25 protein-coding genes are annotated in these 21620 nt (G+C 43.0%); all 25 read right to left on the reverse strand.

Going from position 1 to position 21620, the window contains the following annotated elements; all coding sequences use genetic code 11:
- Positions 1-8 precede the first annotated feature (8 nt).
- A complete protein-coding gene (locus BMZ78_RS01350; protein WP_093227310.1) occupies positions 9-737 on the reverse strand; it encodes a YwmB family TATA-box binding protein in 729 nt (242 codons plus the stop codon).
- A gap of 66 nt (positions 738-803) precedes the next feature.
- Entirely contained in the window at positions 804-1046 is a 243-nt protein-coding gene (locus tag BMZ78_RS01355) for a DUF1146 family protein (RefSeq protein ID WP_093227312.1), read from the reverse strand.
- Positions 1047-1180: 134 nt separating this feature from the next.
- On the reverse strand, positions 1181-2635 hold the full coding sequence (locus BMZ78_RS01360) for an NADH-quinone oxidoreductase subunit N (protein ID WP_093227314.1): 1455 nt from the start codon (positions 2633-2635) through the stop codon (positions 1181-1183).
- Positions 2636-2639: 4 nt separating this feature from the next.
- Complete coding sequence (locus BMZ78_RS01365; protein WP_093227316.1) at positions 2640-4130, reverse strand: complex I subunit 4 family protein; 1491 nt, start codon at positions 4128-4130, stop codon at positions 2640-2642.
- Positions 4127-5992, reverse strand: coding sequence for an NADH-quinone oxidoreductase subunit L (nuoL, locus tag BMZ78_RS01370; RefSeq protein ID WP_281244515.1), 1866 nt, complete (start codon positions 5990-5992; stop codon positions 4127-4129). Before nuoL ends, BMZ78_RS01365 begins: the two co-directional genes overlap by 4 nt.
- A gap of 24 nt (positions 5993-6016) precedes the next feature.
- Positions 6017-6322, reverse strand: coding sequence for an NADH-quinone oxidoreductase subunit NuoK (gene nuoK / locus BMZ78_RS01375; protein ID WP_093227317.1), 306 nt, complete (start codon positions 6320-6322; stop codon positions 6017-6019).
- Positions 6322-6831: an NADH-quinone oxidoreductase subunit J gene (locus tag BMZ78_RS01380; protein WP_093227319.1), complete on the reverse strand. Its 510-nt coding sequence runs from the start codon at positions 6829-6831 to the stop codon at positions 6322-6324. The genes nuoK and BMZ78_RS01380 overlap by 1 nt, the downstream gene beginning before the upstream one ends.
- Positions 6828-7277, reverse strand: a complete 450-nt coding sequence (nuoI, locus tag BMZ78_RS01385; protein WP_093227320.1) for an NADH-quinone oxidoreductase subunit NuoI — start codon at positions 7275-7277, stop codon at positions 6828-6830. Before nuoI ends, BMZ78_RS01380 begins: the two co-directional genes overlap by 4 nt.
- 57 nt (positions 7278-7334) lie before the next feature.
- Positions 7335-8312 carry an NADH-quinone oxidoreductase subunit NuoH gene (gene nuoH, locus BMZ78_RS01390; protein WP_093227322.1) on the reverse strand — a complete coding sequence of 326 codons (978 nt, stop codon included), beginning with the start codon at positions 8310-8312 and terminating at the stop codon, positions 7335-7337.
- On the reverse strand, positions 8312-9412 hold the full coding sequence (locus tag BMZ78_RS01395; RefSeq protein WP_093227323.1) for an NADH-quinone oxidoreductase subunit D: 1101 nt from the start codon (positions 9410-9412) through the stop codon (positions 8312-8314). Before BMZ78_RS01395 ends, nuoH begins: the two co-directional genes overlap by 1 nt.
- 3 nt (positions 9413-9415) lie before the next feature.
- Complete coding sequence (locus BMZ78_RS19310; RefSeq protein ID WP_093227325.1) at positions 9416-10282, reverse strand: NADH-quinone oxidoreductase subunit C; 867 nt, start codon at positions 10280-10282, stop codon at positions 9416-9418.
- Positions 10279-10797, reverse strand: a complete 519-nt coding sequence (locus BMZ78_RS01405) for a NuoB/complex I 20 kDa subunit family protein (protein WP_093227327.1) — start codon at positions 10795-10797, stop codon at positions 10279-10281. Before BMZ78_RS01405 ends, BMZ78_RS19310 begins: the two co-directional genes overlap by 4 nt.
- Positions 10788-11099 (reverse strand): NADH-quinone oxidoreductase subunit A, encoded by a 312-nt coding sequence (gene ndhC / locus BMZ78_RS01410; protein WP_281244521.1) that lies wholly within the window; start codon positions 11097-11099, stop codon positions 10788-10790. Before ndhC ends, BMZ78_RS01405 begins: the two co-directional genes overlap by 10 nt.
- A 560-nt stretch (positions 11100-11659) precedes the next feature.
- On the reverse strand, positions 11660-12061 hold the full coding sequence (locus BMZ78_RS01415) for a F0F1 ATP synthase subunit epsilon (RefSeq protein ID WP_093227330.1): 402 nt from the start codon (positions 12059-12061) through the stop codon (positions 11660-11662).
- A gap of 125 nt (positions 12062-12186) precedes the next feature.
- Complete coding sequence (gene atpD / locus BMZ78_RS01420) at positions 12187-13602, reverse strand: F0F1 ATP synthase subunit beta (protein WP_093227331.1); 1416 nt, start codon at positions 13600-13602, stop codon at positions 12187-12189.
- A gap of 58 nt (positions 13603-13660) precedes the next feature.
- The gene (gene atpG, locus BMZ78_RS01425; protein WP_093227333.1) at positions 13661-14533 is read right to left on the reverse strand and encodes an ATP synthase F1 subunit gamma; all 873 of its coding nucleotides are present in this window, start codon (positions 14531-14533) and stop codon (positions 13661-13663) included.
- A gap of 83 nt (positions 14534-14616) precedes the next feature.
- The gene (gene atpA, locus BMZ78_RS01430; RefSeq protein ID WP_093227334.1) at positions 14617-16131 is read right to left on the reverse strand and encodes a F0F1 ATP synthase subunit alpha; all 1515 of its coding nucleotides are present in this window, start codon (positions 16129-16131) and stop codon (positions 14617-14619) included.
- Positions 16132-16163: 32 nt separating this feature from the next.
- Positions 16164-16706, reverse strand: a complete 543-nt coding sequence (locus BMZ78_RS01435) for a F0F1 ATP synthase subunit delta (protein ID WP_093227336.1) — start codon at positions 16704-16706, stop codon at positions 16164-16166.
- Positions 16703-17191, reverse strand: coding sequence for a F0F1 ATP synthase subunit B (atpF, locus tag BMZ78_RS01440; RefSeq protein WP_245739687.1), 489 nt, complete (start codon positions 17189-17191; stop codon positions 16703-16705). Before atpF ends, BMZ78_RS01435 begins: the two co-directional genes overlap by 4 nt.
- An 80-nt stretch (positions 17192-17271) precedes the next feature.
- Positions 17272-17493: a F0F1 ATP synthase subunit C gene (gene atpE, locus BMZ78_RS01445; protein WP_093227337.1), complete on the reverse strand. Its 222-nt coding sequence runs from the start codon at positions 17491-17493 to the stop codon at positions 17272-17274.
- Positions 17494-17544: 51 nt separating this feature from the next.
- Positions 17545-18309 (reverse strand): F0F1 ATP synthase subunit A, encoded by a 765-nt coding sequence (gene atpB, locus BMZ78_RS01450; protein WP_093227339.1) that lies wholly within the window; start codon positions 18307-18309, stop codon positions 17545-17547.
- Positions 18287-18712, reverse strand: a complete 426-nt coding sequence (locus tag BMZ78_RS01455) for an ATP synthase subunit I (RefSeq protein ID WP_093227340.1) — start codon at positions 18710-18712, stop codon at positions 18287-18289. The genes atpB and BMZ78_RS01455 overlap by 23 nt, the downstream gene beginning before the upstream one ends.
- A gap of 6 nt (positions 18713-18718) precedes the next feature.
- On the reverse strand, positions 18719-18937 hold the full coding sequence (locus BMZ78_RS01460; RefSeq protein WP_175482232.1) for an AtpZ/AtpI family protein: 219 nt from the start codon (positions 18935-18937) through the stop codon (positions 18719-18721).
- Between the two features lie 299 nt (positions 18938-19236).
- On the reverse strand, positions 19237-19866 hold the full coding sequence (gene upp, locus BMZ78_RS01465) for a uracil phosphoribosyltransferase (protein WP_093227343.1): 630 nt from the start codon (positions 19864-19866) through the stop codon (positions 19237-19239).
- Between the two features lie 410 nt (positions 19867-20276).
- Entirely contained in the window at positions 20277-21530 is a 1254-nt protein-coding gene (locus tag BMZ78_RS01470; RefSeq protein WP_093227345.1) for a serine hydroxymethyltransferase, read from the reverse strand.
- Positions 21531-21620 lie beyond the last annotated feature (90 nt).

Raw genomic sequence — 21620 nt, forward strand, 5'->3', positions numbered from 1 at the left:
CTCCACATTTAGTATTCTATTGTAATAATAGGTGTTCCCAATGTAAACATGAGCCGCTTTCTTTCTTTATTTATTCTGGTAGCAACTTGTACATTCATCCAGCCGCCTTTGGTTTCCAATCGATCTGGAATCCATGCAGAATAAGCGGATATGCTAATGGTTTGCTTTGTGCGCATTGCTTCCACTTGATGAGCTCTTAGTCTTTTTAATACTTGAAACGTAAATTCTCCAGGATGGGAAGAAGAAATCGGTTTGCTTGCTTGAATTGAATAGTAAAAATGCGGAATAAGTCCCTGTTTCTCTAAAATATTCTCCAAGTTATTTTTGGCCTGGATCCACTCCAAGCTTGCATTCCCATCCGCCACAATCTCCAGAGAAACATATGGTTGTACCCAGTATTGATCAGGCTCATCGTTGATAACGCGAAAATAAATCATGAGGTTTCGACTGTATTGTGCCTTGGATAAATAGCGTATACCATCTATGTTCGTTTCTTTTTTTATATGTGTGAACTTCAGAGATTGCCCCATTTTTTTTACAAATTGTTCTACCTCATCACGCGCCATTGGCTTCACTATTCTTCCACGATGTTGTAAAACACATTGTTCGATTTGGAGGCCCATCTCATCAAGTATACGTAACAATACTTTCTCCACGGATGGAGATACTTGTGAGCCAGCTAGCCACAAACTCCAAATAATCCCAAAACTCGCTTTAACAAAACGCCAACAATCCATTCTCTTCTCTCCCTATGAGTCTATTTCTATCAGTTTCGGCTCATAGGAAAGAGAATATACCCGAAATTATACAAATAATTCGGTAATCATGCGTGTCCAATCCAAATAATCAATAAAAAAAGTAGCCAGCTGATGTCCAAAAATAATTGAAAGTAAGAGCATCAACACTCTGATCTGAAAAGGTTTTTTTGTCTGGATCCATTTGTCGATTCGTATGTTAGAAAGGATAGACCAGCAAAAAAGAATGCTGGAAATGGACAAAATAATATTAATGAGTGCGGTTATGGCGAGATGGGTTGCTCCATCCATATATATGCACTCCTTTGATTTAAGGTTCCTTACCAACAACCATGTTACATCAAAATGTGTTTTGACGCAAAAGTTTTGCTTTCAATTTACAAAAAATGTTCACCTCTATCCAAAACGATAGAGGTGAACACCGGCTATCGTAACAGCGATTGTAGTGTTTCCAACACAAACTGTGGCATTATTCCGATCCCCATAGTTGCGATCAAGCTAATCCCAATCGCCACTTTCATGGGCCAAGAAACACGGACAGGATCTGAAGATGCTGGTCGGCGGAAATACATTTGGCGAATGACAGCAAAGTAGTAATAATAGGAAATAATTGTAGTGACAATCATCACAGCAATCAGCCAAATATGGTTCAGCTCGAGCGCTCCCATGATAATATAAAATTTGCCAAAAAAACCCGCTGTAACCGGAATTCCTGCTAATGAAAGAAGGAATACTGACATGGACAAAGCGAGCAACGGTGAACGATGATATAATCCGGCAAATGCTTTCAAATCCTCGCTCTTCTCTTGCTCGGCTACTAATGCGATCACAGCAAATACTCCGATGGTCATAAAAAGATAGACAAATAGGTAAAAGAAAACAATTGGGATCAGTATTTGATTTCCTGTAGCAACAGCAACCAAAACATAACCCGCATGAGCAATGCTGGAATAAGCCATCATCCGTTTTACATTGGTTTGCCGCAAAGCCACTGTATTTCCGATTATCATGGATAGTGTCGCCATGATCATGAACAGAATAATCATATCCTCCTGAAATTCTCCATATGGTCCGGCATAGGCCATATATACGATCAGTACAAGAGCAAAAGTCACACTTTTAGAAACAATGGCTAAAAAAGACGTGATCGGAGTAGGTGCTCCTTGATAAACATCAGGCGCCCACGTGTGAAAAGGTGCCGAAGCCAGTTTGAATCCAAAGCCGACCATCATTAAAAAGAAGGAAAGGTAGACATAAGCTTCATAGGAGCTTCCCACTTGACTGAGTTGCTTTTGAATCTCCCCTACATGGGTTGTACCTGTTAAACCATATAGAAAAGACATCCCATACAAAATAAAGGCAGAAGATACACCCCCCAGAACAACGTATTTCCAGGCAGCTTCATTGGACCGGTTTTTCTTTTTTTGAATCCCCACCAAAATGTAAGATGACAGACTAAGCAACTCTAATCCGGTATACAGTCCAATCAAATCGGCAGTAGATACCACAATCATTCCACCAAGAACAGCTGTCAGCAGCAGATAGTAATATTCTCCTTCATGGGGTTCATACTCTTTTTTTTCCTGCCCCAATGAGACAAGTAATACCAAAGCCGCACCCGTTAAAAGAATGATTTTCCAAATCAAGGTATAGGGTGCCAGAATATAAGCTCCATCCAAAATCATTGCTGACTTATGCCGAAACTGTGTGATCACCCAGCCGCCTGCCATCCCCACAGCGAGCAGGCTAAGAAACCCAATCCATCGCCGCGATGCTGTATTTTTTAAGAAAAGATCCACTACAATCAGCAGGGCACAAGCGATCGCAATAACCCATTCTGGCGCCATTATTCCCCAATCCATATCTGACATCGATTGCATGCCGCTACCCTCCGATCTTTGATACCATCTGGTAAAGTGTAACCTGGATCGATTCTTCCAGTAACTTCGGATACACCCCAATTAAGGCAATAAACCCTACAAGAATAAACATGGGAAGCCATTCCTTGATTTGAATATCCTCCAAACCCATCCATTGATCTTTTATGGGACCAAACGTTGTTTTCAATACAGCACGCAAAGTATACACAGCTGCCAAAACCAAACCAATCGAACCCACTGCCGCCCACTCTGGATGTACCTGAAACAAGCCCAGAAATGCCAAAAATTCACTGATAAATCCAGATAAACCTGGCAAACCAAGCAGAGCTAATCCGGCCACCATAAGAATCCCGGATAACACCGGCATGCTTCTTGCCAATCCACCTAACCGGTCCAATTCCGTCGTTTTTGTCCGCTCATACAAACTTCCCACGATAAAGAACATGAGCGCAGAAATCAAACCGTGTGAGACTGCTTGAAATATAGCCCCTTGTAAACCAATCGTGGTTAAGGAGGCAATCCCAAGCAACAAAATCCCCATATGGCTAATACTTGAATAAGCCAACACGCGCTTTAATTCTTTTTGGACAAAAGCTAAAACCGCACCATATAAAATGTTGATCAAACCCAATGCAATCAAAATGTAGGCAATTTCTTTCATATAGGCTCCAAACCAACCGACACCAAAGCGCAGCAATCCATAGGCACCCATCTTTAACAAAATTCCGGAGTGAATCATCACAATGGGGGTGGGTGCTTCGACGTGCATACGCAGCATCCACGTATGGAATGGGAAAATCGGAAGCTTAATGGCGAAAGCAACCAATAAAGAAATAAAAATGATCCACAATAAGGTAGGCGATACAGGTGATGCTTTCGATTGCATCCACATCTGTACCTCTAAATAGTCTAATGTACCAGTTAGACGAAACAGGGCAATCATGGCCAATAACATAAATCCTGAACCCAGTCCGTTATAGAGAAGAAATTGATTGGCTGCCTTTTCTTTATCAAAATAACCCCAAATTCCCACGAGAAAAAAAGCTGCAACAAGGGTTATTTCAAAAAAGATGAAAAACAGGAACAGGTTATTGGCTAAAAATACACCCAGCATCCCTACCTCGAGCAGGAGGAACAAACTGTAATACTGCTTAGTCCTCTCCCGGATCAGAAAAGAAGCAACAGCTGCCAATGTACTGATCAAACCGGTTAAGAAAACAAGGGGCATGGATAAACCGTCAACGCCCATACTGTAGGAAATTTTCCAGAAGGTTGCTACTTGGATCCAGGTTATGGCTTGCTTCATCTGCATTCCTACATATGTACTGTCAAACTGGCTATACATGATCCAAGCCAAAACAAGAGGCGGGATCGTCGCCCATATCCCCATCATTCGATGAAGAGTCGCTTTTTCCCGGGGAGTCATCCAAATCACCAATACACCAAGCAGTGGAGAAAAGGTAATCAAGGTCGGCAACCACTGGCTCCATGTCATCCAAATAACCTCCCTGCCAACAAGCTCACAATTAAAATCACAAAACTGACTACACTGATAAGGGCATAAGTTTGTGCCTGACCATTTTGAAGGGTAGAGCCGATCTTGCCCACTCTCATACTGATCCAACCGCAGAGTTGCACGAGTCCATCAATCACATAACGATCCCAAACCTGCAAAAGCCAGCCGAATCCTTTGAGTGGCAAAACAATGAGGGAATGATACATTTCATCCACATAATATTTGCGAACCAGGCATTGATGTAACCAAGGGACAGCTTGAGCAACACGCCTGGAATCCCATTTATTTACACCATACATCAGATAAGCCAAACTGATTCCCAGCAAAGAAACGATGACTGCCAAAACGGGAATCCAGGCGATGGATTCTGGACCATGTAAGGATTTCATTCCTCCTGTTATTAACCATGTTTCGAGAAAATGGGTTGGAAATTGGATAAATCCTGCTACTGCGGATAAAATGGCCAAGACAATCATGGGACCAGTCATACTCCAAGGGACTCTTGCTGTTTTCGGTTCATGAGAACCTGCAAACACTTTAAAAAACAGACGGAACATATAAAAGGCTGTCAAAAAGGCTGCGATGACCCCGACAATAAATAATCCATATCGGCCATTCGCATAAACGGATAACAAGATCTCATCTTTAGAGAAAAAACCTGAGAATGGAGGAATTCCAGCAATCGACAAACAACCGATCAGGAAGAGCCAACCGAGTCCTTTATTTTTTTTCCATAATCCACCCATCTTGCGAATATCCTGCTCATGATGCAAACTGACGATCACGGCTCCAGCGGCCAAGAATAGCAAAGCTTTGAAAAACGCATGGGTCATCAAGTGGAAAACGCCTGCCACATAACCAACAGATCCTAATGCCAACATCATATAGCCCAGCTGACTGACGGTAGAATAAGCAAGAATTCGCTTGATATCTGTTTGAGCGATTCCGATCGTTGCGGCAAAGATCGCAGTAAACCCTCCGACATAGGCAATCACATCCATGGCTACAGAAGAAGCCTGAAAGAGCCAAAATGTGTTCGCTACCAGATAGACCCCAGCCGCAACCATGGTAGCTGCATGGATTAAAGCACTCACAGGTGTGGGGCCTTCCATCGCATCTGGCAACCAGGTATGTAATGGGAATTGTCCAGATTTACCAACAGCTCCAATAAAAATCAAGATCGCAAACAAGGTGATCATTCCAGAAGACAACTTTCCTGCTTCAATCGCCCCTTTCAAATCATGCAGCTCAAAACTTCCAATCTTGGCAAAAATCATGGCAATCGCAATAAATAAACCGATATCACCAATACGCGTCACAATAAACGCTTTTTGGGCAGCACGTTTCGCTTCTGGTTTGAAATACCAAAAGCCTACGAGCAGGAATGAACATACCCCAACCAATTCCCAAAAGATATAAATTTGCAACAGGTTGGGTGAGATCACCAGGCCGAGCATGGAAAAAGTAAACAAGGCTAAATAGCTGTAAAATACAGTGAATCGCTCATCGTCTTTCATATATCCTGACGAATAAATATGAACAAGAAAGCTGACTAAACTTACAATGACTAGCATCAATACATTCAATGGCTGTAAAGTGACTCCAAACTGAATGGGTTTTTTATCGAGCGTAAGCCATGTAAATTCCCAGTCTGGTAATGAAACACCCGACCTTAAACTGCTAACCAGCAAAACAAGAGAGAACACCAGTGAAATTCCTGTAGAGAGTACCCCAAACAAAGATGTCATTCGTTTTGATAAGATTCTCCTCCCCGCTACCATCAACAGAAAAGCGAGTAAAGGAGGAAGCAGGACTAATAGAACAAACCAGTCTTTATTCACGGTTCATCCATCCTTTACTTCAGATTAACCCTTCATGGAATTATATTTATCCGCTTCCACGGTACCTTTGTTTCGATATAGCGCAATTAAAATGGCAATCCCTACAGCTGCTTCAGCTGCAGCAATCGCAATGCTAAACAGAGAAAATACTTGCCCTGAAATACTGGGGAAAATGCCGTATTTGGCAAAAGCAACCAGATTAATATTGACAGCATTGAGCATAAGCTCGATGGAAAACAGAACCATGACTGCATTTCTTTTTGTAATCACACCATAAAGGCCGATGCTGAACAAAATGGCCGCAAGAGCCAGATAAGAAGTGATATTCATTATTTTTTCTCCTCTCTTTTCGCCAAGACTATGGCTCCAATCAAGGCAACCAGTAACAAAATGGAAGTCACTTCAAATGGAATCATATACGTCTTAAACATGGCTTTTCCTAAATCCGTTACCTTAAACGCTGCAGCTTGAGGTTCCCCCGTCGAAAAGAAAGGATTTCGATAGATGATCCATATCACGATAGCCAGGAATCCGCCTACACCGAGTAAACTCAATAGTTTATGCACAGTAAATGGGGCTACTTTGTCTTCGTCTTTATGCTTCGTCAACATAATTCCAAAAATCATTAAAATGGAAACAGCACCTGTATAGATTAAAATCTGAATCACAGCAAGAAAGGGCGCATCGAGTAATACGTATAATCCAGCAATGCTAAAAAAAGTAAAAGCCAGAGCCAGTGCCATATGCATAACCCGTGTCAAATTGATCATGAAAACTGCTCCACCAATAGCCAAAACAGAAAAAATGAAAAAAGCAATGAATTCTCCATTGATATTCATGCCTGATTCCCTCCGGGTTTCGGCTTGCTTGATATGTTATCCTGCCGGATGTTTTGATCATTTTCGTGTAACCATTTCATGTTTTTAAACAAATCATCACGGCTATAGGTGGCCAACTCAAAATTACTTGTCATGATAATGGCTTCCGTTGGGCACACTTCTGTGCACAAATCACACAAGATGCAAATTTCAAAATTAATATCATAGGTGTCGATGATTTTGCCTTTTTTATTGGGATCTGGATGTTTCTTTCCTGTTAAAGTAATGCAATCCGTCGGGCAAATTCGGGCGCATTGATTACACACAATACACTTTTCGGGGTCAAAATGTTGAATCCCCCGATACCGGTCTGGCATTTCCAAAGGTTCATGGGGATATTTATACGTCACTTTTGGCTTCGCCAAATTTTTAAGCGTGATACCCATCCCCTTAATCAGCCCAAACATTGAAAGGCCTCCTTTCCTATTCTCGAGCCAGTGATCTACTATCATAGATACCCTTCCTCAATAAAATTGGCTAAGGACCGGAATTTCCTTAAAAAGAGCCGTAAGAAAAATATTAAGAATCGCTAGAGGTAATAAAACCTTCCAGGCAAATTCCATCAGTTGATCAACACGAATACGTGGCATCGTTGCTCTCAACCAGAATAAGAAGAAAACAAAGAATAAAAATTTGAAAATGAACCATATAAGCGGAGGAATAAAAGTCAGGCCAAAAGGTGCACTCCAACCGCCGAAAAATAACAGGGTAATCAATGATGCCATCGCAAAAATATAGGTATACTCAGCGAGCATAAAGAAAGCAAAGCGGAAACCTGAATACTCGGTGTGATATCCCGCTACCAGTTCAGACTCTGCCTCAGGCAAATCAAACGGGGTTCGGCTCAATTCGGCAATAGCTGCAATCAAGAAGACAATAAAGCCAAGAAACTGTGGCAGTACAAACCAGACACCAGTCTGTTGCGCTTTGACGATCTCAGTCAAATTCAATGAACCAGCGCTCATTGCCACACCGACCACTGACAACACCAAAGGAATTTCATAACTGATCATTTGGGCCGCTGAGCGCATACCGCCTAATAATGCATACTTGTTATTCGATGCCCATCCTCCCAACAAAATGCCGATGGTGGTAATACTGGAGACAGCCATGTAGTAAAGAAGCCCTACAGCGATGTCAGCAAATTTCAGACTCTCTGTAAAAGGGATGACTGCCAAAACGGCAAAAGCAGGAGTATAGGCGATAATCGGCGCTAATTTAAATAAAGAGACATCCGCCTTTTGAGGGATTACATCCTCTTTGATTAACAGTTTCAATACATCCGCAACCGTTTGCAAAAGGCCCCAGGGTCCAACCTGATTAGGACCGACCCGATTTTGAATCCAACCGATCACTTTCCTCTCAAAAAAAATCGCATAGGTTACAAACCCCAATACAATGAAGAGTAGAACGACCGGGCCTAAAATCACAAAAAAATCCATTAGCAGTCCACCTCCCCAAGTACAATATCAATCCCACCCAAGATCGCTACAAGGTTGGCAATATTTTGCCCCTTGAGGAGTGCAGGCAAGATTTGCAAATTGTAAAATGAGGGGCGGCGGAACTTTAAACGCCAAGGTTTATCTTTGCCTTTACTGACAATATGGCAACCCAATTCACCTCTAGGTGATTCAATTCCCACATACACTTCCCCTTCCGGTACTCGTAACACCCGTGGAACTTTTGCCATGGTGCTGCCGCCTTCTGGAAATCCTTCCACAGCCTGTTCCACGATTTTAAGTGATTCGATAATCTCTTGCATCCGACAGTGATATTTATCATACAAATCTCCCGTTTTTCCTACCGGAACATCGAAATCAAACCGATCATAAATCGAATATGGCTGATTTTTGCGCAAATCCCACTTTACTCCAGTACAGCGCAAATTGGCTCCTGATAATCCATAAGAAATAGCCATCTCTTGCGTTACAATTCCAATTCCTCTGGTACGTTGAATAAAAATTTCATTTCCTGAAATCAAACCATGATATTCTGGCATTTGATTGCGCATATATTTTACAAATTCCTTCACCTTGTCAAGCCAGCCAGGAGGTGCATCCCACTTCACACCACCAACTCGCATATAGTTATAGGTTAACCGTGCTCCACACAATTCGTTAAAAAGATTCAGGATCTGTTCACGATCCCGGAAACAATAAAGAAATGGACTCATCGCTCCAATGTCAAGCAAATAGGTTCCTAACCAGACAAGATGGCTCGCCACACGATTGAGCTCCATCACAATGACCCGTAGAAATTCAGCCCTTTCGGGGATTTCCAATTCCATGAGTGTTTCCGTGGCATGACAAATGGCATAATTGTTTGTCATCGCGGACAAATAATCCATCCGGTCCGTATATGGAATAATCTGCGTATAGTTTAGATCTTCTGCCAATTTTTCTGTTCCCCGATGCAAATATCCTATGACAGGTTCCGCATCTTGAATGATTTCCCCATCAATTTTCACAACCAGACGCAATACACCGTGGGTGCTTGGATGTTGTGGTCCCACGTTTAAAAGCATCTCTTCTGTACGTAGCACCCCCTATACCTCCTTATCCAATGGTACATAATCTTTGCGCAAAGGATGTCCAACCCAATGATCTGGCAATAAGATTCGTTTTAAATCGGGATGATTTTCAAAATGAATGCCTAACAAATCATAGATCTCCCGCTCATTCCAATTAGCAGCATGCCACAGATGGACCACTGATGGAACCCTTGCTTCTTCCCGATCTGTTTTTATTCGAAAACATACGCGCTTCTCATGAGTGAACGAATATAAATGGATAACGACTTCCATATGGGTTTCATAGTCAACCCCTGAATAGTTCTGTACATAATCAAAAGCCAAATCTGGATGCTTTTTAAACAGTTCGGCTACTGCCAGCCACCATTTGCTTTGAATAATCAGAGTGGGTAAGTGATTATTTACTCGATTGACAAACCCCTGCTCCACTGCCTCTTCATGCACCTGTTCCCTGATCAACTGTACATAACGGTCCAATGTCGGTTGTTCAGGGGATGGAGGCAACGGTTTTTCCTCTTTCACAGGCTTGGCGGCCGGGCGTGGTCTCGGTGTCGCTGACGGCTTTCCTTTTCCCGTTATAGCTGCTTGTGGTCCTTTGGGAAGCACTTCTTTATTCTCTTGCTTCAGTTCTCCAGATGGGGGAGTCGTTTCTTTTTTTGGATTTATGGAAGTTTGCTGCTGATCTGTTGAATTGGAAGATGATTCTTGATTTGCAATAGAAAGACGGGTTTCAGGTTTGTGCTCTTCTGCTGTGGATTGTTCTGAGGATGATGGAACATTTGGGAATCGTTCTGAACGACTCTCAGTCTGTTTTTTTTCTTCTTGTTCCAGTTCCTTTCCTTCTGTGGATTTTTTTTCAAATTCTTTTTCCTGTCCGCTCACTCACTCGTCACCTTCTTCCCGGTTCGCGCTTCATAACGAATTTTTTCCTGTAATTTATGGATACCGTAAATTAAAGCAGCAGGATTGGGTGGACATCCTGGAATATAAACATCGACGGGAACAACTTGATCCACTCCCTTTACTACTGCATAGGATTTCACATAAGGGCCTCCCGCAGTGGCACAAGAGCCCATTGCAATCACCCATTTCGGTTCGGGCATCTGATCATAGAGCCTGCGTAGCAGAGGGGCCATTTTTTTCGTTACTGTGCCGGCGACAATCATCAAATCCGATTGACGTGGTGAAGCGCGAAACATCACACCAAAACGATCCAGATCATAATGAGAGGCACCTGTTCCCATCATTTCAATTGCACAACAGGCCAAACCAAAAGTGAGCGGCCATATGGAATTGCTACGAGCCCAAGCTTTAATCCTTTCCAAATTGGTTGTCAAAACATTCCGCTTAATCTCCTCTTCTTCAAACGGAGTAATGTTTTCCAAATTCATCTCCATTCCAGCACCTTCTTTTTCCAAGCGTAAATGAGACCAATCAGCAAAAATAACACGAAAATCGTCATTTCTACTAAAATAAAAAGTCCCATTTCGGTACGTAACAAGTCGTAGGAAACAGCCCAAGGATACAGAAATACTGCTTCCACATCAAAAATGACGAAAAGAAGCGCAAATAAATAATAACGGACATGAAATTGAACCCAACTGTCTCCCGTGGGATCCACACCACTTTCATAAGTAATAGCCTTTTCTGGCAAAGGACGATGTGGTCTTAGCAAGCGACCAAAAAACAAGGCGACCATAGGTAAAGCAATCCCCAGGAGAAAGAAGATGGCAAGGCTAAGATAACTTTTTTCCAAATAGACCAACCATCCTTTCAATTGTTGATGGAAGCGCTATCAACCCATTTGTTTTTTATTATTTTTTACCTTCACTAGATTGTAATGATTATAACAAATGCCCTGAAAACTGTCTAACAAGACAAATCATTATTAAGAAAATTTAAATGCAAATTACATGGATTAACCAAATGTTATAGCCATTTTATTTAATTTTTTTAACAGGAATGTGAATAATTAAATATAAGTCATGAATATTTAATGTTCACACAATAAATATAATTCCATCTGTTTTTGACCGATGATGCCTAATAGCTTGATCCACATCTTTTTTATCATGAATCCTCATTCTCCAGCACAAAAATCAAATCCCTGCCTAAGCTACTCTAACCAGAAAAATGACATAAAAAGAATGAACCCGTATCACTTCGATGGTGATACGGGTTATTTTTTGGGATTCAATGATTCATCGATACCCTTTTGGGCCAGCTCCTTTTTCCTCATCCAAAAATAGCGAGTCAATCTTATTTATTGGCACTTTGTGCTACTTCCAACCGGTTCAAAGCACGTTTCAACGCACGCTCTGCTCGTGCCAAATCCCCTTCACTTTTAGCCAAACGCTCTTCTGCTCTTTCTTTGGCTCTTTTTGCCCGTTCGACATCGATATCACCAGCAAATTCGGCAGCTTGTGCCAAAATGGTCACTTTATCGGGCCGTACTTCGATAAAGCCACCACTGATGGCAATCTGTTCTTCCTGGCCATCTTTTTTTACACGCACAGCCGTAATTTGTAGTGGGCTAACAAGAGGAGCGTGCTTAGGTAATATACCGATGTCCCCGTTGGCAGCTCTTGTTATCACCATATCTACTTGATCAGAGTAGACAATCTTCTCTGGTGTCACGATGTCCAGCTGCATCTTACTCATACGGACATCCCTCCCCTATGTTCAATTAGGATGGGCTCTGACCAACGCATAAACAAAGGTTCCGGGGAGCTTCACCATCTCCCCGGTTTATCATCGAATGGTCTTGATCATCCAGCCGAAAAACGTTAAATCTCACGCTTCCATCCCAGTTGTTTTGCTCTTTCAACCGCTTCGTCAATGCCACCAACCATATAGAATGCATCTTCTGGCAGGTCATCCCATTTACCTTCCAGTACTTCTTTGAAGCTACGTACCGTTTCTTTTACCGGTACATATACACCTGGCTGGCCAGTGAACTGTTCAGCTACGTGCATGTTTTGTGCGAGGAATTTCTCTACACGACGTGCACGATAAACGAGTTGTTTATCTTCATCAGATAGCTCATCCATACCCAAGATGGCAATGATATCCTGTAGTTCCTGATAACGTTGCAAGAGTTGTTGTACGCCACGGGCCACTTGATAATGCTCAAGCCCAACAACCGCTGGGGTTAGGATCCGAGAGGTAGAAGCCAGTGGGTCTACCGCTGGGAAAATCCCTTTTTGGGTGAGGCGACGCTCCAGGTTGGTGGTCGCATCCAGGTGCGCGAATGTGGTTGCCGGTGCTGGGTCCGTATAGTCGTCCGCAGGCACGTAAATCGCTTGGATCGAGGTAACCGATCCTTTTTTGGTTGAAGTAATCCGCTCTTGCAGTTGTCCCATCTCCGTTGCCAAAGTTGGTTGGTAACCTACTGCAGATGGCATACGACCCAAGAGCGCAGATACCTCAGAACCTGCCTGGGTGAAACGGAAGATGTTATCGATAAAGAGAAGTACGTCTTGACCTTCAGTATCACGGAAGTATTCAGCCATGGTTAAACCTGTCAGGGCTACACGCATACGAGCTCCTGGTGGCTCGTTCATCTGACCGAACACCATACAGGTTTTACTGATAACGCCAGAGTCGCTCATTTCGTGATACAAGTCATTACCTTCACGGGTACGCTCACCTACACCCGCAAAAACGGAAAGACCACCGTGCTCTTGTGCAATGTTGTGAATAAGCTCCTGGATCAATACGGTTTTTCCTACGCCTGCACCACCGAAGAGACCGATTTTTCCACCTTTGGCATAAGGTGCTAGCAAGTCAATGACCTTGATCCCTGTCTCCAACATTTCTTGAGCGGTGGATTGTTCTTCAAAGCTTGGTGCTGGACGGTGAATCGGCCAACGTTCTTCTGTTACAACTGGACCTGCTTCATCGATCGGCTCCCCGATAACGTTAAATACACGTCCAAGTGCACCGCGTCCAACCGGCACCGAAATAGGTCCACCGGTATCGACAACTTCCATGCCGCGTACCAAACCATCGGTAGAAGCCATTGCAATCGTGCGTACCGAGTTATCTCCTAAATGCAATGCCACTTCCAGCACAAGTTCTTTTTCTTGTCCGTCCAATTTATAGTTCACTTTTAATGCATTGTTGATTTCAGGTAGGTGTCCACGTTCAAATTGCACATCTACAACAGGACCCATGACCTGAACAATTCGTCCTTTGCTCATCGTATTCCCTCCTTAAGCCACCAGATCTGTGCTTCGCCGCTCATCCATCTAAATTGATTTATTGCAAGGCATTTGCTCCCGCTACGATTTCCGCAATTTCCTGGGTAATCGCTGCCTGACGGGCTTTGTTGTATTCCAGTGTCAACTGCTCAATCATTTCTGTCGCATTATCCGTTGCATTACCCATCGCTGTCATTTGCGCTGCAAAATAACTTGCCTTCGCATCCATTAATGAACTATAAATCAATGATTCCGCATAACGTGGCAAGATTTCAGCCAGTACTTCTTCCTGCGATGGTTCATATTCATAAAGGGTTTTCAGATCTCCTTCTTTTTCTTTGCTTTCAAACTGCTCTGTATCAAGAGGAAGCAAACGCTTTTCCGTTGGACGCTGAACGACCGGGTTAACAAACTCATTGTATAAGATATAGAGTTCATCATATTTTCCTTCTTCATAAAGACCTACTGCGTTGCTGGCAATTTGTTTGATTTCAGCAAATGAAGGAGAATCAGACAGACCCGTTACACTTCCAATGACGGGAAGACCTTTCTTCTCCAAAAATGAAAGTCCTTTTCTTCCGATCACAAACAATACATACTCGTCTTGGCTTTGATGACGCTTTTTCAAGTTTTGCAGCAACAAACGAAGCAGGTTTCCATCGTAACCCCCAGCCAAACCGCGGTCAGAGGTAATCACCAAATATCCTGTTTTATGGACAGGTCGAGAAACCAGCATCGGATGATTACTTTTCGTGCCTTGTGCCAGATTCATGATAACTTCACGCATCTTATCAGCATATGGACGAGACGCTTCTGCTCGCTCCTGAGCACGGCGAAGTTTAGCTGCAGCTACCATTTTCATCGCACTGGTAATTTTCTTCGTATTTTCAACGGAACGAATTCGCCGTTTAATCTCTCGCATCTTTGCCATAACATTTCACCCGCCTTTCATCTACCGTTCGCTTCAGACCAGACTTGGAGGCCAAAAGCGAACGGCAAAGCTCTTACCGACCATTACTCAGAAACTGCAAAGCCTTTTTTGAATTCAGCAATGGCTGCCTTGAGGTTTGCATCGATCTCATCAGTCAACTTTTTCTCTTCACGAATGCCGCTTAAGATATTTGGATGATTGTTTTCCAGGAATGCATGGAACTCCTGTTCAAAACGACGAACATCTTCGACTGGAATATCATCTAAATGGCCTCGGGTTACTAAATAAATGGATGCTACCTGTTTTTCTACAGGAAGCGGTTGATGTTCATCCTGTTTCAAGATTTCCATAATCCGCTTACCGCGCTCCAGTTTTGCACGGGTCACAGCATCCAGGTCAGAGGCGAACTGAGCAAACGCTTGTAAGTCGCGATACTGGGACAGTTCCAACTTCAAGCTACCTGAAACTTTGCTCATCGCTTTGATTTGCGCTGCTCCCCCTACACGGGATACGGAATAACCCGAGTCAACGGCCGGACGCTGACCTGCATGGAATAAGTCAGACTCCAGGAAGATTTGTCCGTCGGTAATCGAGATCACGTTGGTTGGAATGTATGCAGAGATATCTCCAGCTTGAGTTTCAATGAATGGTAATGCAGTCAAGGAACCACCGCCACGCTCATCGGAGAGCTTCGCTGCACGTTCCAAGAGACGGGAATGAAGATAGAATACATCCCCTGGGTAAGCTTCACGGCCTGGTGGACGACGCAGCAAGAGAGAAAGTTCACGATATGCAGCAGCCTGTTTGGACAAGTCGTCATAGACGCACAGTACATGTCCACCTTTATACATGAAGTATTCACCCATCGCACATCCAGCATATGGAGCCAGATAAAGCAGTGGAGCTGGATCTGATGCACTAGCCGCAACGACAATGGTATAATCAAGCGCACCGAAACGACGCAGTTTTTCTACCACTTGTGCAATGGTGGACTGTTTTTGTCCGATTGCTACATAAATACAGATCATGTTTTGATCTTTTTGGTTAATAATCGTATCGATTGCAATCGTGGTTTTACCGGTCTGACGGTCCCCGATAATCAACTCACGCTGACCACGACCAATTGGAATCATCGCATCGATAACCTTGATTCCAGTATACATTGGCTCATGTACCGATTTCCGGTCAATAACCCCAGGAGCTGGAGATTCAACAGGACGGAAATGGGTCGTTTCGATGGGTCCTTTTCCATCCAATGGTTGACCGAGCGGGTTTACTACACGTCCCAACAATGCTTCGCCCACTGGTACTTCCAAGAGACGGTTGGTCCGTTTAACTTGGTTCCCTTCACGGATACCTTGGTATGGCCCCAAGATAATGACACCCACATGGTTTTCTTCCAAGTTCAATGCCATACCCATAACGCCATTTTCAAACTCCAACAACTCACCGGCCATGACATTTTGCAAGCCGTGTACACGCGCAATTCCGTCACCCACCTGGATCACGGTACCCACATCAGCCACTTCAACTTCAGCACGGTAGTTCTCAATCTGCTGCTTTATCAGCGAGCTGATTTCTTCTGGTCTGATGCTCATGTCATATTCACCCCTTGTCTAACCACTTCAATTTATCCGACCTGACTTTGTTTTAAGCGCTCTTGAAAGCGACGCAGTTTCGTTCTCAGACTTCCATCATATAAACGATCACCAATTTGTACTATTACACCGCCAAGGATATCTGAGTCCACCACATTTTTAATCTGAATTGTCTTGCCAATGAGCTTTTGAAAAGTTTGAACCAGTTCCTTCTGATCTTCATCAGACAGCGGGAAGGCGGAGGTAACAATGGCTTCAGCAACACCTTTGGCTTCATCAGATAAACGCTTATACTCTTTTAAAATCTCTTCTAGATATCCTTCGCGTTGCCGATCCGTTAACAAGAAGAGGAAGTTCTGTGTGATCTCCGACAGATGCGAGAACACAGAGGAAAAAAGCTCTTTTTTCTTATCTGCTTCCGTCAGTGGATGGCTAAGCCATTCTCTGAGCGTTGGCAAGGAAGAAAAAGTCTCGACAATCAATGTGAGCTCTTCTTCCACCTGATCCAAAAGGTTTTTCTCCAAGGCGACTTCAAACATGGCTTTGGCATAGCGCTTTGCTACCACACTGCTCATTGCAATCTTCCTACCTGTTCGAAGTAACGGTCAACAAGCTTGGATTGCCCTTTTTCGTCCAACTCTTTTTCGAGCAATTTGGATGCGAGTTGAACAGTGAGGGCCCCCACTTCATCACGCAGTGCAGCAATCGCCTTTTCTCTTTCCCGCTCGATTTCGAGCTTTGCCTCTTGGATCATACGCTCAGCTTGTTCCTTGGCTTCCAAAATGATTTTTTCTGCTTCTTTTTCTTTTTGCGCTTTTGCACGTTCAATCAATTCTTTTGCTTCTGTCTGAGCCTGTTTTAACAAAGCTTTTTGCTCTGCCAACAGCTCTTCAGCCTCTTGACGGCTTTTCTCAGCAGTAATAATCTGATTATCTATATAGTCCTGTCTCTTTTTCATCGTATCCAACAGCGGGCGTAACGCATATTTGGAAACGAGAAGCATTAGAATGATAAAAATAACCAGCTGAGCCAAAATTGTACCCCAAGTAAAGCTGATCACTCTTAGTCACTCCCTTCGGTCTCAATATAACAGCGGGGGAGAAAACCGGTTTCCCCCGCCATACTATCCAGGATATGTTATTACTTAAATACTCCCAACAGAACCAGAATACCAAATGCAACACCAATAATCGGCAGAGCTTCGATCAATCCGAAGAGAATCATGGTTTGACCAAACAAAGTACCACGCGCTTCTGGTTGACGTGCAATTCCTTCAATGTATTTAGCGAACAAGTTACTGTTACCAATTGCTGCACCCAAAGCAGCCAATCCAATCATAATACCTGCTGCAATAATACTCATTTTGTTTTCCTCCTTATCATTGTCCAAAATAATTTTGGCAGTTCATCATTTTTAGTGGTGATCCAAATAGATTTTCTGACCCATATACACATTTGCAAGAACCGTAAAGATATAGGCCTGCATTACTCCAACAAACAGCGAGAAGCCCATCCATGCCATTAACGCAATACTGAGCGGCAAGCCAGCAAGACCTGAGGTAATCCCTTGTAACAGAATGGAGATCAGCACTTCACCCGCAAAGATGTTTGCCCACAAACGCATCGCATGCGTTACCGGGTTTGAAATCGCTTCAACCAAATGAAGCAAACCCATGGGGGTGGCATAGCGAACTTTAAGGAATTTCCCCAAACCATTTCTGGAGATCCCAATGATCGCTCCCACAATTGCGATCGCAAATGCCATAGAGAAGGTGACATTCATGTCAGCTGTCGGCGATTTTAGCCAAACAACTCCGTGGGCATTGCTTTCTTTCATCGTTTCTTGTGTAACCTGTAGAGCAGGAACTTCTGTGTGATGGTCTGATGTAACCAAGCTAATAACACCGATCTGATTGGCAACCAGAATAAACAAGAAAAGGGTAAAGGTAAAAGCGATATATCTTTCTGCATTTTTGTGATCATGCCCCATTCTTGCCATTCCACGCGCAAGATCTACAAGCATTTCAAGACCGGCTTGTAATTTGCCAGGTTTCATAGCCAATCTGCGCGTTGCCATGATCGTAATAACGAAAACAATAATTGCTGCTAACAGCGAACCAATGATAACAGTTACATCAAAGGTTAATCCAAACAGTTCAAGCTTTGGAGTGATTTCCATCTTTATCTTTCACCCCCTTTGTTTCCTGCTTTTTCTTTTGAAAAATGGCTACAGCTAAAGGAAGTATATAGCAAACTGGTAAGCCCATCGCAAAACCCTTTGGATCAAAATACTGCGGGTTTGTAGCAATAATAATCGCAGCGAGGGTTACCATGAGATAACGATTGATCACGCCTAACCCACTGATCCTCTTACCATTTGTAGCAATTGCCTGTTCACCTGAAATGCGAAGTCTTCGTGCCAAATGCAGTATATTGTATAAACCTACTGAGATTCCTAGAACCGCTCCTGCAACAATTGGTTTGAAATTTGGCGGGGTTAAGAACCACATGATCAATAAGGTTATGAGGATTCCAACAGCGAGGAGCATAACCTGACGGCGAATGGTATGCAATTCATTCAAGGGGAATCATTCCTTTAATAAGGCTTTAAAAGTTAAGGCAGCACTTGTAAAGCCAAGTCCTAACCCTATGAATAACCCCACCGCCAGCATGATGGGCTTGGTATTCCAAACAGCATCCAGCTGTTGTCCTAGCCAGGCTCCACCCACTGTGAGGATAATCACTTCCATACCCACAGCTCCAACCGTCGCGACAATGCGCCAAAAATTACCTTGTGAATTCTTCACAATATCACCCATAGGAATAGATAAAAAAGAAAGGTTAAAACACGTGGGGATTGAAACGAAGGTTTAGATTGGATTATGGGTATCTTGGTAAGAGGCTTTCCCCTGCCTATGGTATCTGATGCTATATATAGATGTCAATGTTTTCTTTTACAGATTTATGAACAATTCGTCACATTTATACACTGCACCCACAAAGCCGAACCTGAAAAACTCTGATATTTTCGCTTTATCTCTTTTATTCTCCAATATTCTCTTTTATTCTTGAAAATCATTTTCCGTTGAAATTTTTTCCGTTTTTATTATTTCGTACCAAACAAGCGGTCTCCTGCATCTCCCAATCCTGGAATAATATAACTTTTTTCATCCAGTTTTTCATCAACGGCTGCCACATAAATGTCAATATCCGGATGATCCTGCTGGATACGCTCAACGCCCTCTGGAGCAGCGATCAGACACATCAGTTTCATGCTCTTTGCTCCCATTTCCTTCAAAGCGCCAAGTGCAGCAGAAGCAGAGCCACCTGTTGCAAGCATGGGATCAATGACAATCAAATCTCTTTCACCAATATCTGTTGGTAATTTGGAATAGTAATGAACAGGTTCCAACGTTTTGGGATCCCGATATAAACCGATATGACCGACTTTTGCAGCTGGGATCAATTTCAAAATCCCTTCGACCATTCCAAGTCCTGCACGAAGAATTGGAACCAAGCCCAATTTTTTTCCTGCCAAGACTTTGCACTTTGCTGTTTTTAATGGTGTTTCAACTTCCACTTCCCTAAGCGGCATATCTCTGGTAATTTCATAAGCCATCAGCATGGCCACTTCATTGACAAGCTCCCGAAACTCTTTCGTACCAGTGTTTTTATCACGAATATAGGTCAGTTTGTGCTGAATCAACGGATGATCAAATACATATACATTCCCCAATGTTCTTCGCTCCTCTCAAAAAATCACTTCATTGTGCAAAACTACCCAAGGGATATATAAACATATAAACCAATGCATCACAAGTGTTTCTTATCAAAATCATAATTTGACAGGAAATTCAACTGTTTCTCTAAAGCATCTATATCTACCTTTATTATTTACTTTTTTTGGCAACTTATAACGAAGGGATATGGAAACTCCCAATTTCTTTTCAGGTCAAAAAATTAGTCAGTCCGATTTGACTGACTAGGTGAGATGAGAAGCCATTTAATTACTAGCCATTTCTCATCAAGTTTTTTAACCGACATTTTTTGAATTGTAATTTCCAGAAATTTCTCCTATAGTGATTTCAACTTAAACAAAAAAACCCTCTCGTTACTCTATAACGAGAAGGGCAGTCATGGCTCGTTTTATATGTGTAATTCAGGATAAAGCGGGAATTGTCTGGTTAATTTTTCAACACGCTCCCGTGCCTCTTGATGAGCTTGTTCATCTTCCGGGTTTTTAAGTACCAAAGCCATAATAGCGGCAATCTCTTTCATCGCTTCCTGATCCATGCCACGAGTGGTTACGGCTGCTGTACCAATCCGAATGCCACTTGTTACAAATGGACTTTCAGGATCAAATGGAATCGCATTTTTATTTGTCGTAATTCCTACATCATCGAGCAGTTTTTCGGCTACTTTTCCAGTCAAGTTAAGATTACGTACATCAATCAGAATCAGATGGTTATCTGTTCCTCCAGAAATCAATTGGAAACCTTGTTCCTTCAAAGATTCTGCCAATTGAGCAGCATTATCGACAATTCTCTGTGAATAGTTCTTGAACTCATCGGTTAATGCTTCACCCAGTGCCACAGCTTTTGCAGCAATGACATGCATCAGAGGACCGCCTTGAACTCCTGGGAAAACAGACTTATCAATTTGCTTTGCATATTTTTCTTTACATAAAATCATGCCACCTCGTGGCCCGCGCAATGTTTTATGTGTGGTGGTCGTAACAAAGTCGGCATATGGAACTGGATTCATATGATGTCCGGTTGCCACCAATCCGGCGATATGAGCCATATCGACCATCAAGTAACATCCGACTTCATCACAGATTTCCCTTAAACGGGCAAAGTCAATTTTGCGTGGATACGCACTGGCTCCAGCAACTAATAGCTTTGGTTTATGTTCCAGTGCAAGTTTACGCACTTCATCATAATCAATCAGATGTGTATCAGGGTCTACCCCATAAGCAACAAAGTTATAAAGTTTACCCGAGAAATTGACTGGGCTTCCATGTGTAAGATGGCCGCCGTGAGCCAAATTCATCCCCAGTACCGTATCACCCGGCTCTAAAATTGCAAAGTATACAGCCATATTGGCTTGTGCTCCCGAATGTGGCTGTACATTTGCATGCTCTGCCCCAAACAGCTCCTTCGCCCGCTCTCGAGCCAGGTCTTCAACGATATCCACATATTCGCATCCACCATAATAACGTTTGGCTGGGTATCCTTCCGCATATTTATTGGTTAATACGGTTCCCATTGCTTCCATCACAGCAGGGCTAACAAAGTTTTCGGAAGCGATAAGCTCAATCTTGTTGCGCTGACGCCCCAGCTCCTGTTGAATCGCTTCAAGAACCTGTGGATCTTGTTTTTTCAGAATATCTAGTGCCACCCTGTCTCCCCCTTTTAGCTCATACCAATTACTTGTCTTCCATTCTAACACAAACACCTATTTTCAAGCTAAATAAAAAAATGAGTCCAT

This window comes from Thermoflavimicrobium dichotomicum, from assembly GCF_900114055.1.
Lineage (GTDB): Bacteria > Bacillota > Bacilli > Thermoactinomycetales > Thermoactinomycetaceae > Thermoflavimicrobium > Thermoflavimicrobium dichotomicum.

Bases quoted from the DNA above. Each gene is read 5' to 3' on its own strand.
- BMZ78_RS01350 (WP_093227310.1), bottom strand. From the start codon at position 737: ATGGATTGTTGGCGTTTTGTTAAAGCGAGTTTTGGGATTATTTGGAGT.
- BMZ78_RS01355 (WP_093227312.1), bottom strand. From the start codon at position 1,046: ATGGATGGAGCAACCCATCTCGCCATAACCGCACTCATTAATATTATT.
- BMZ78_RS01360 (WP_093227314.1), bottom strand. From the start codon at position 2,635: ATGCAATCGATGTCAGATATGGATTGGGGAATAATGGCGCCAGAATGG.
- BMZ78_RS01365 (WP_093227316.1), bottom strand. From the start codon at position 4,130: ATGACATGGAGCCAGTGGTTGCCGACCTTGATTACCTTTTCTCCACTG.
- nuoK (WP_093227317.1), bottom strand. From the start codon at position 6,322: ATGAATATCACTTCTTATCTGGCTCTTGCGGCCATTTTGTTCAGCATC.
- BMZ78_RS01380 (WP_093227319.1), bottom strand. From the start codon at position 6,831: ATGAATATCAATGGAGAATTCATTGCTTTTTTCATTTTTTCTGTTTTG.
- nuoI (WP_093227320.1), bottom strand. From the start codon at position 7,277: ATGTTTGGGCTGATTAAGGGGATGGGTATCACGCTTAAAAATTTGGCG.
- nuoH (WP_093227322.1), bottom strand. From the start codon at position 8,312: ATGGATTTTTTTGTGATTTTAGGCCCGGTCGTTCTACTCTTCATTGTA.
- BMZ78_RS01405 (WP_093227327.1), bottom strand. From the start codon at position 10,797: ATGGAGATGAATTTGGAAAACATTACTCCGTTTGAAGAAGAGGAGATT.
- ndhC (WP_281244521.1), bottom strand. From the start codon at position 11,099: ATGGTCGCCTTGTTTTTTGGTCGCTTGCTAAGACCACATCGTCCTTTG.
- BMZ78_RS01415 (WP_093227330.1), bottom strand. From the start codon at position 12,061: ATGAGTAAGATGCAGCTGGACATCGTGACACCAGAGAAGATTGTCTAC.
- atpD (WP_093227331.1), bottom strand. From the start codon at position 13,602: ATGAGCAAAGGACGAATTGTTCAGGTCATGGGTCCTGTTGTAGATGTG.
- atpG (WP_093227333.1), bottom strand. From the start codon at position 14,533: ATGGCAAAGATGCGAGAGATTAAACGGCGAATTCGTTCCGTTGAAAAT.
- atpA (WP_093227334.1), bottom strand. From the start codon at position 16,131: ATGAGCATCAGACCAGAAGAAATCAGCTCGCTGATAAAGCAGCAGATT.
- BMZ78_RS01435 (WP_093227336.1), bottom strand. From the start codon at position 16,706: ATGAGCAGTGTGGTAGCAAAGCGCTATGCCAAAGCCATGTTTGAAGTC.
- atpE (WP_093227337.1), bottom strand. From the start codon at position 17,493: ATGAGTATTATTGCAGCAGGTATTATGATTGGATTGGCTGCTTTGGGT.
- atpB (WP_093227339.1), bottom strand. From the start codon at position 18,309: ATGGAAATCACTCCAAAGCTTGAACTGTTTGGATTAACCTTTGATGTA.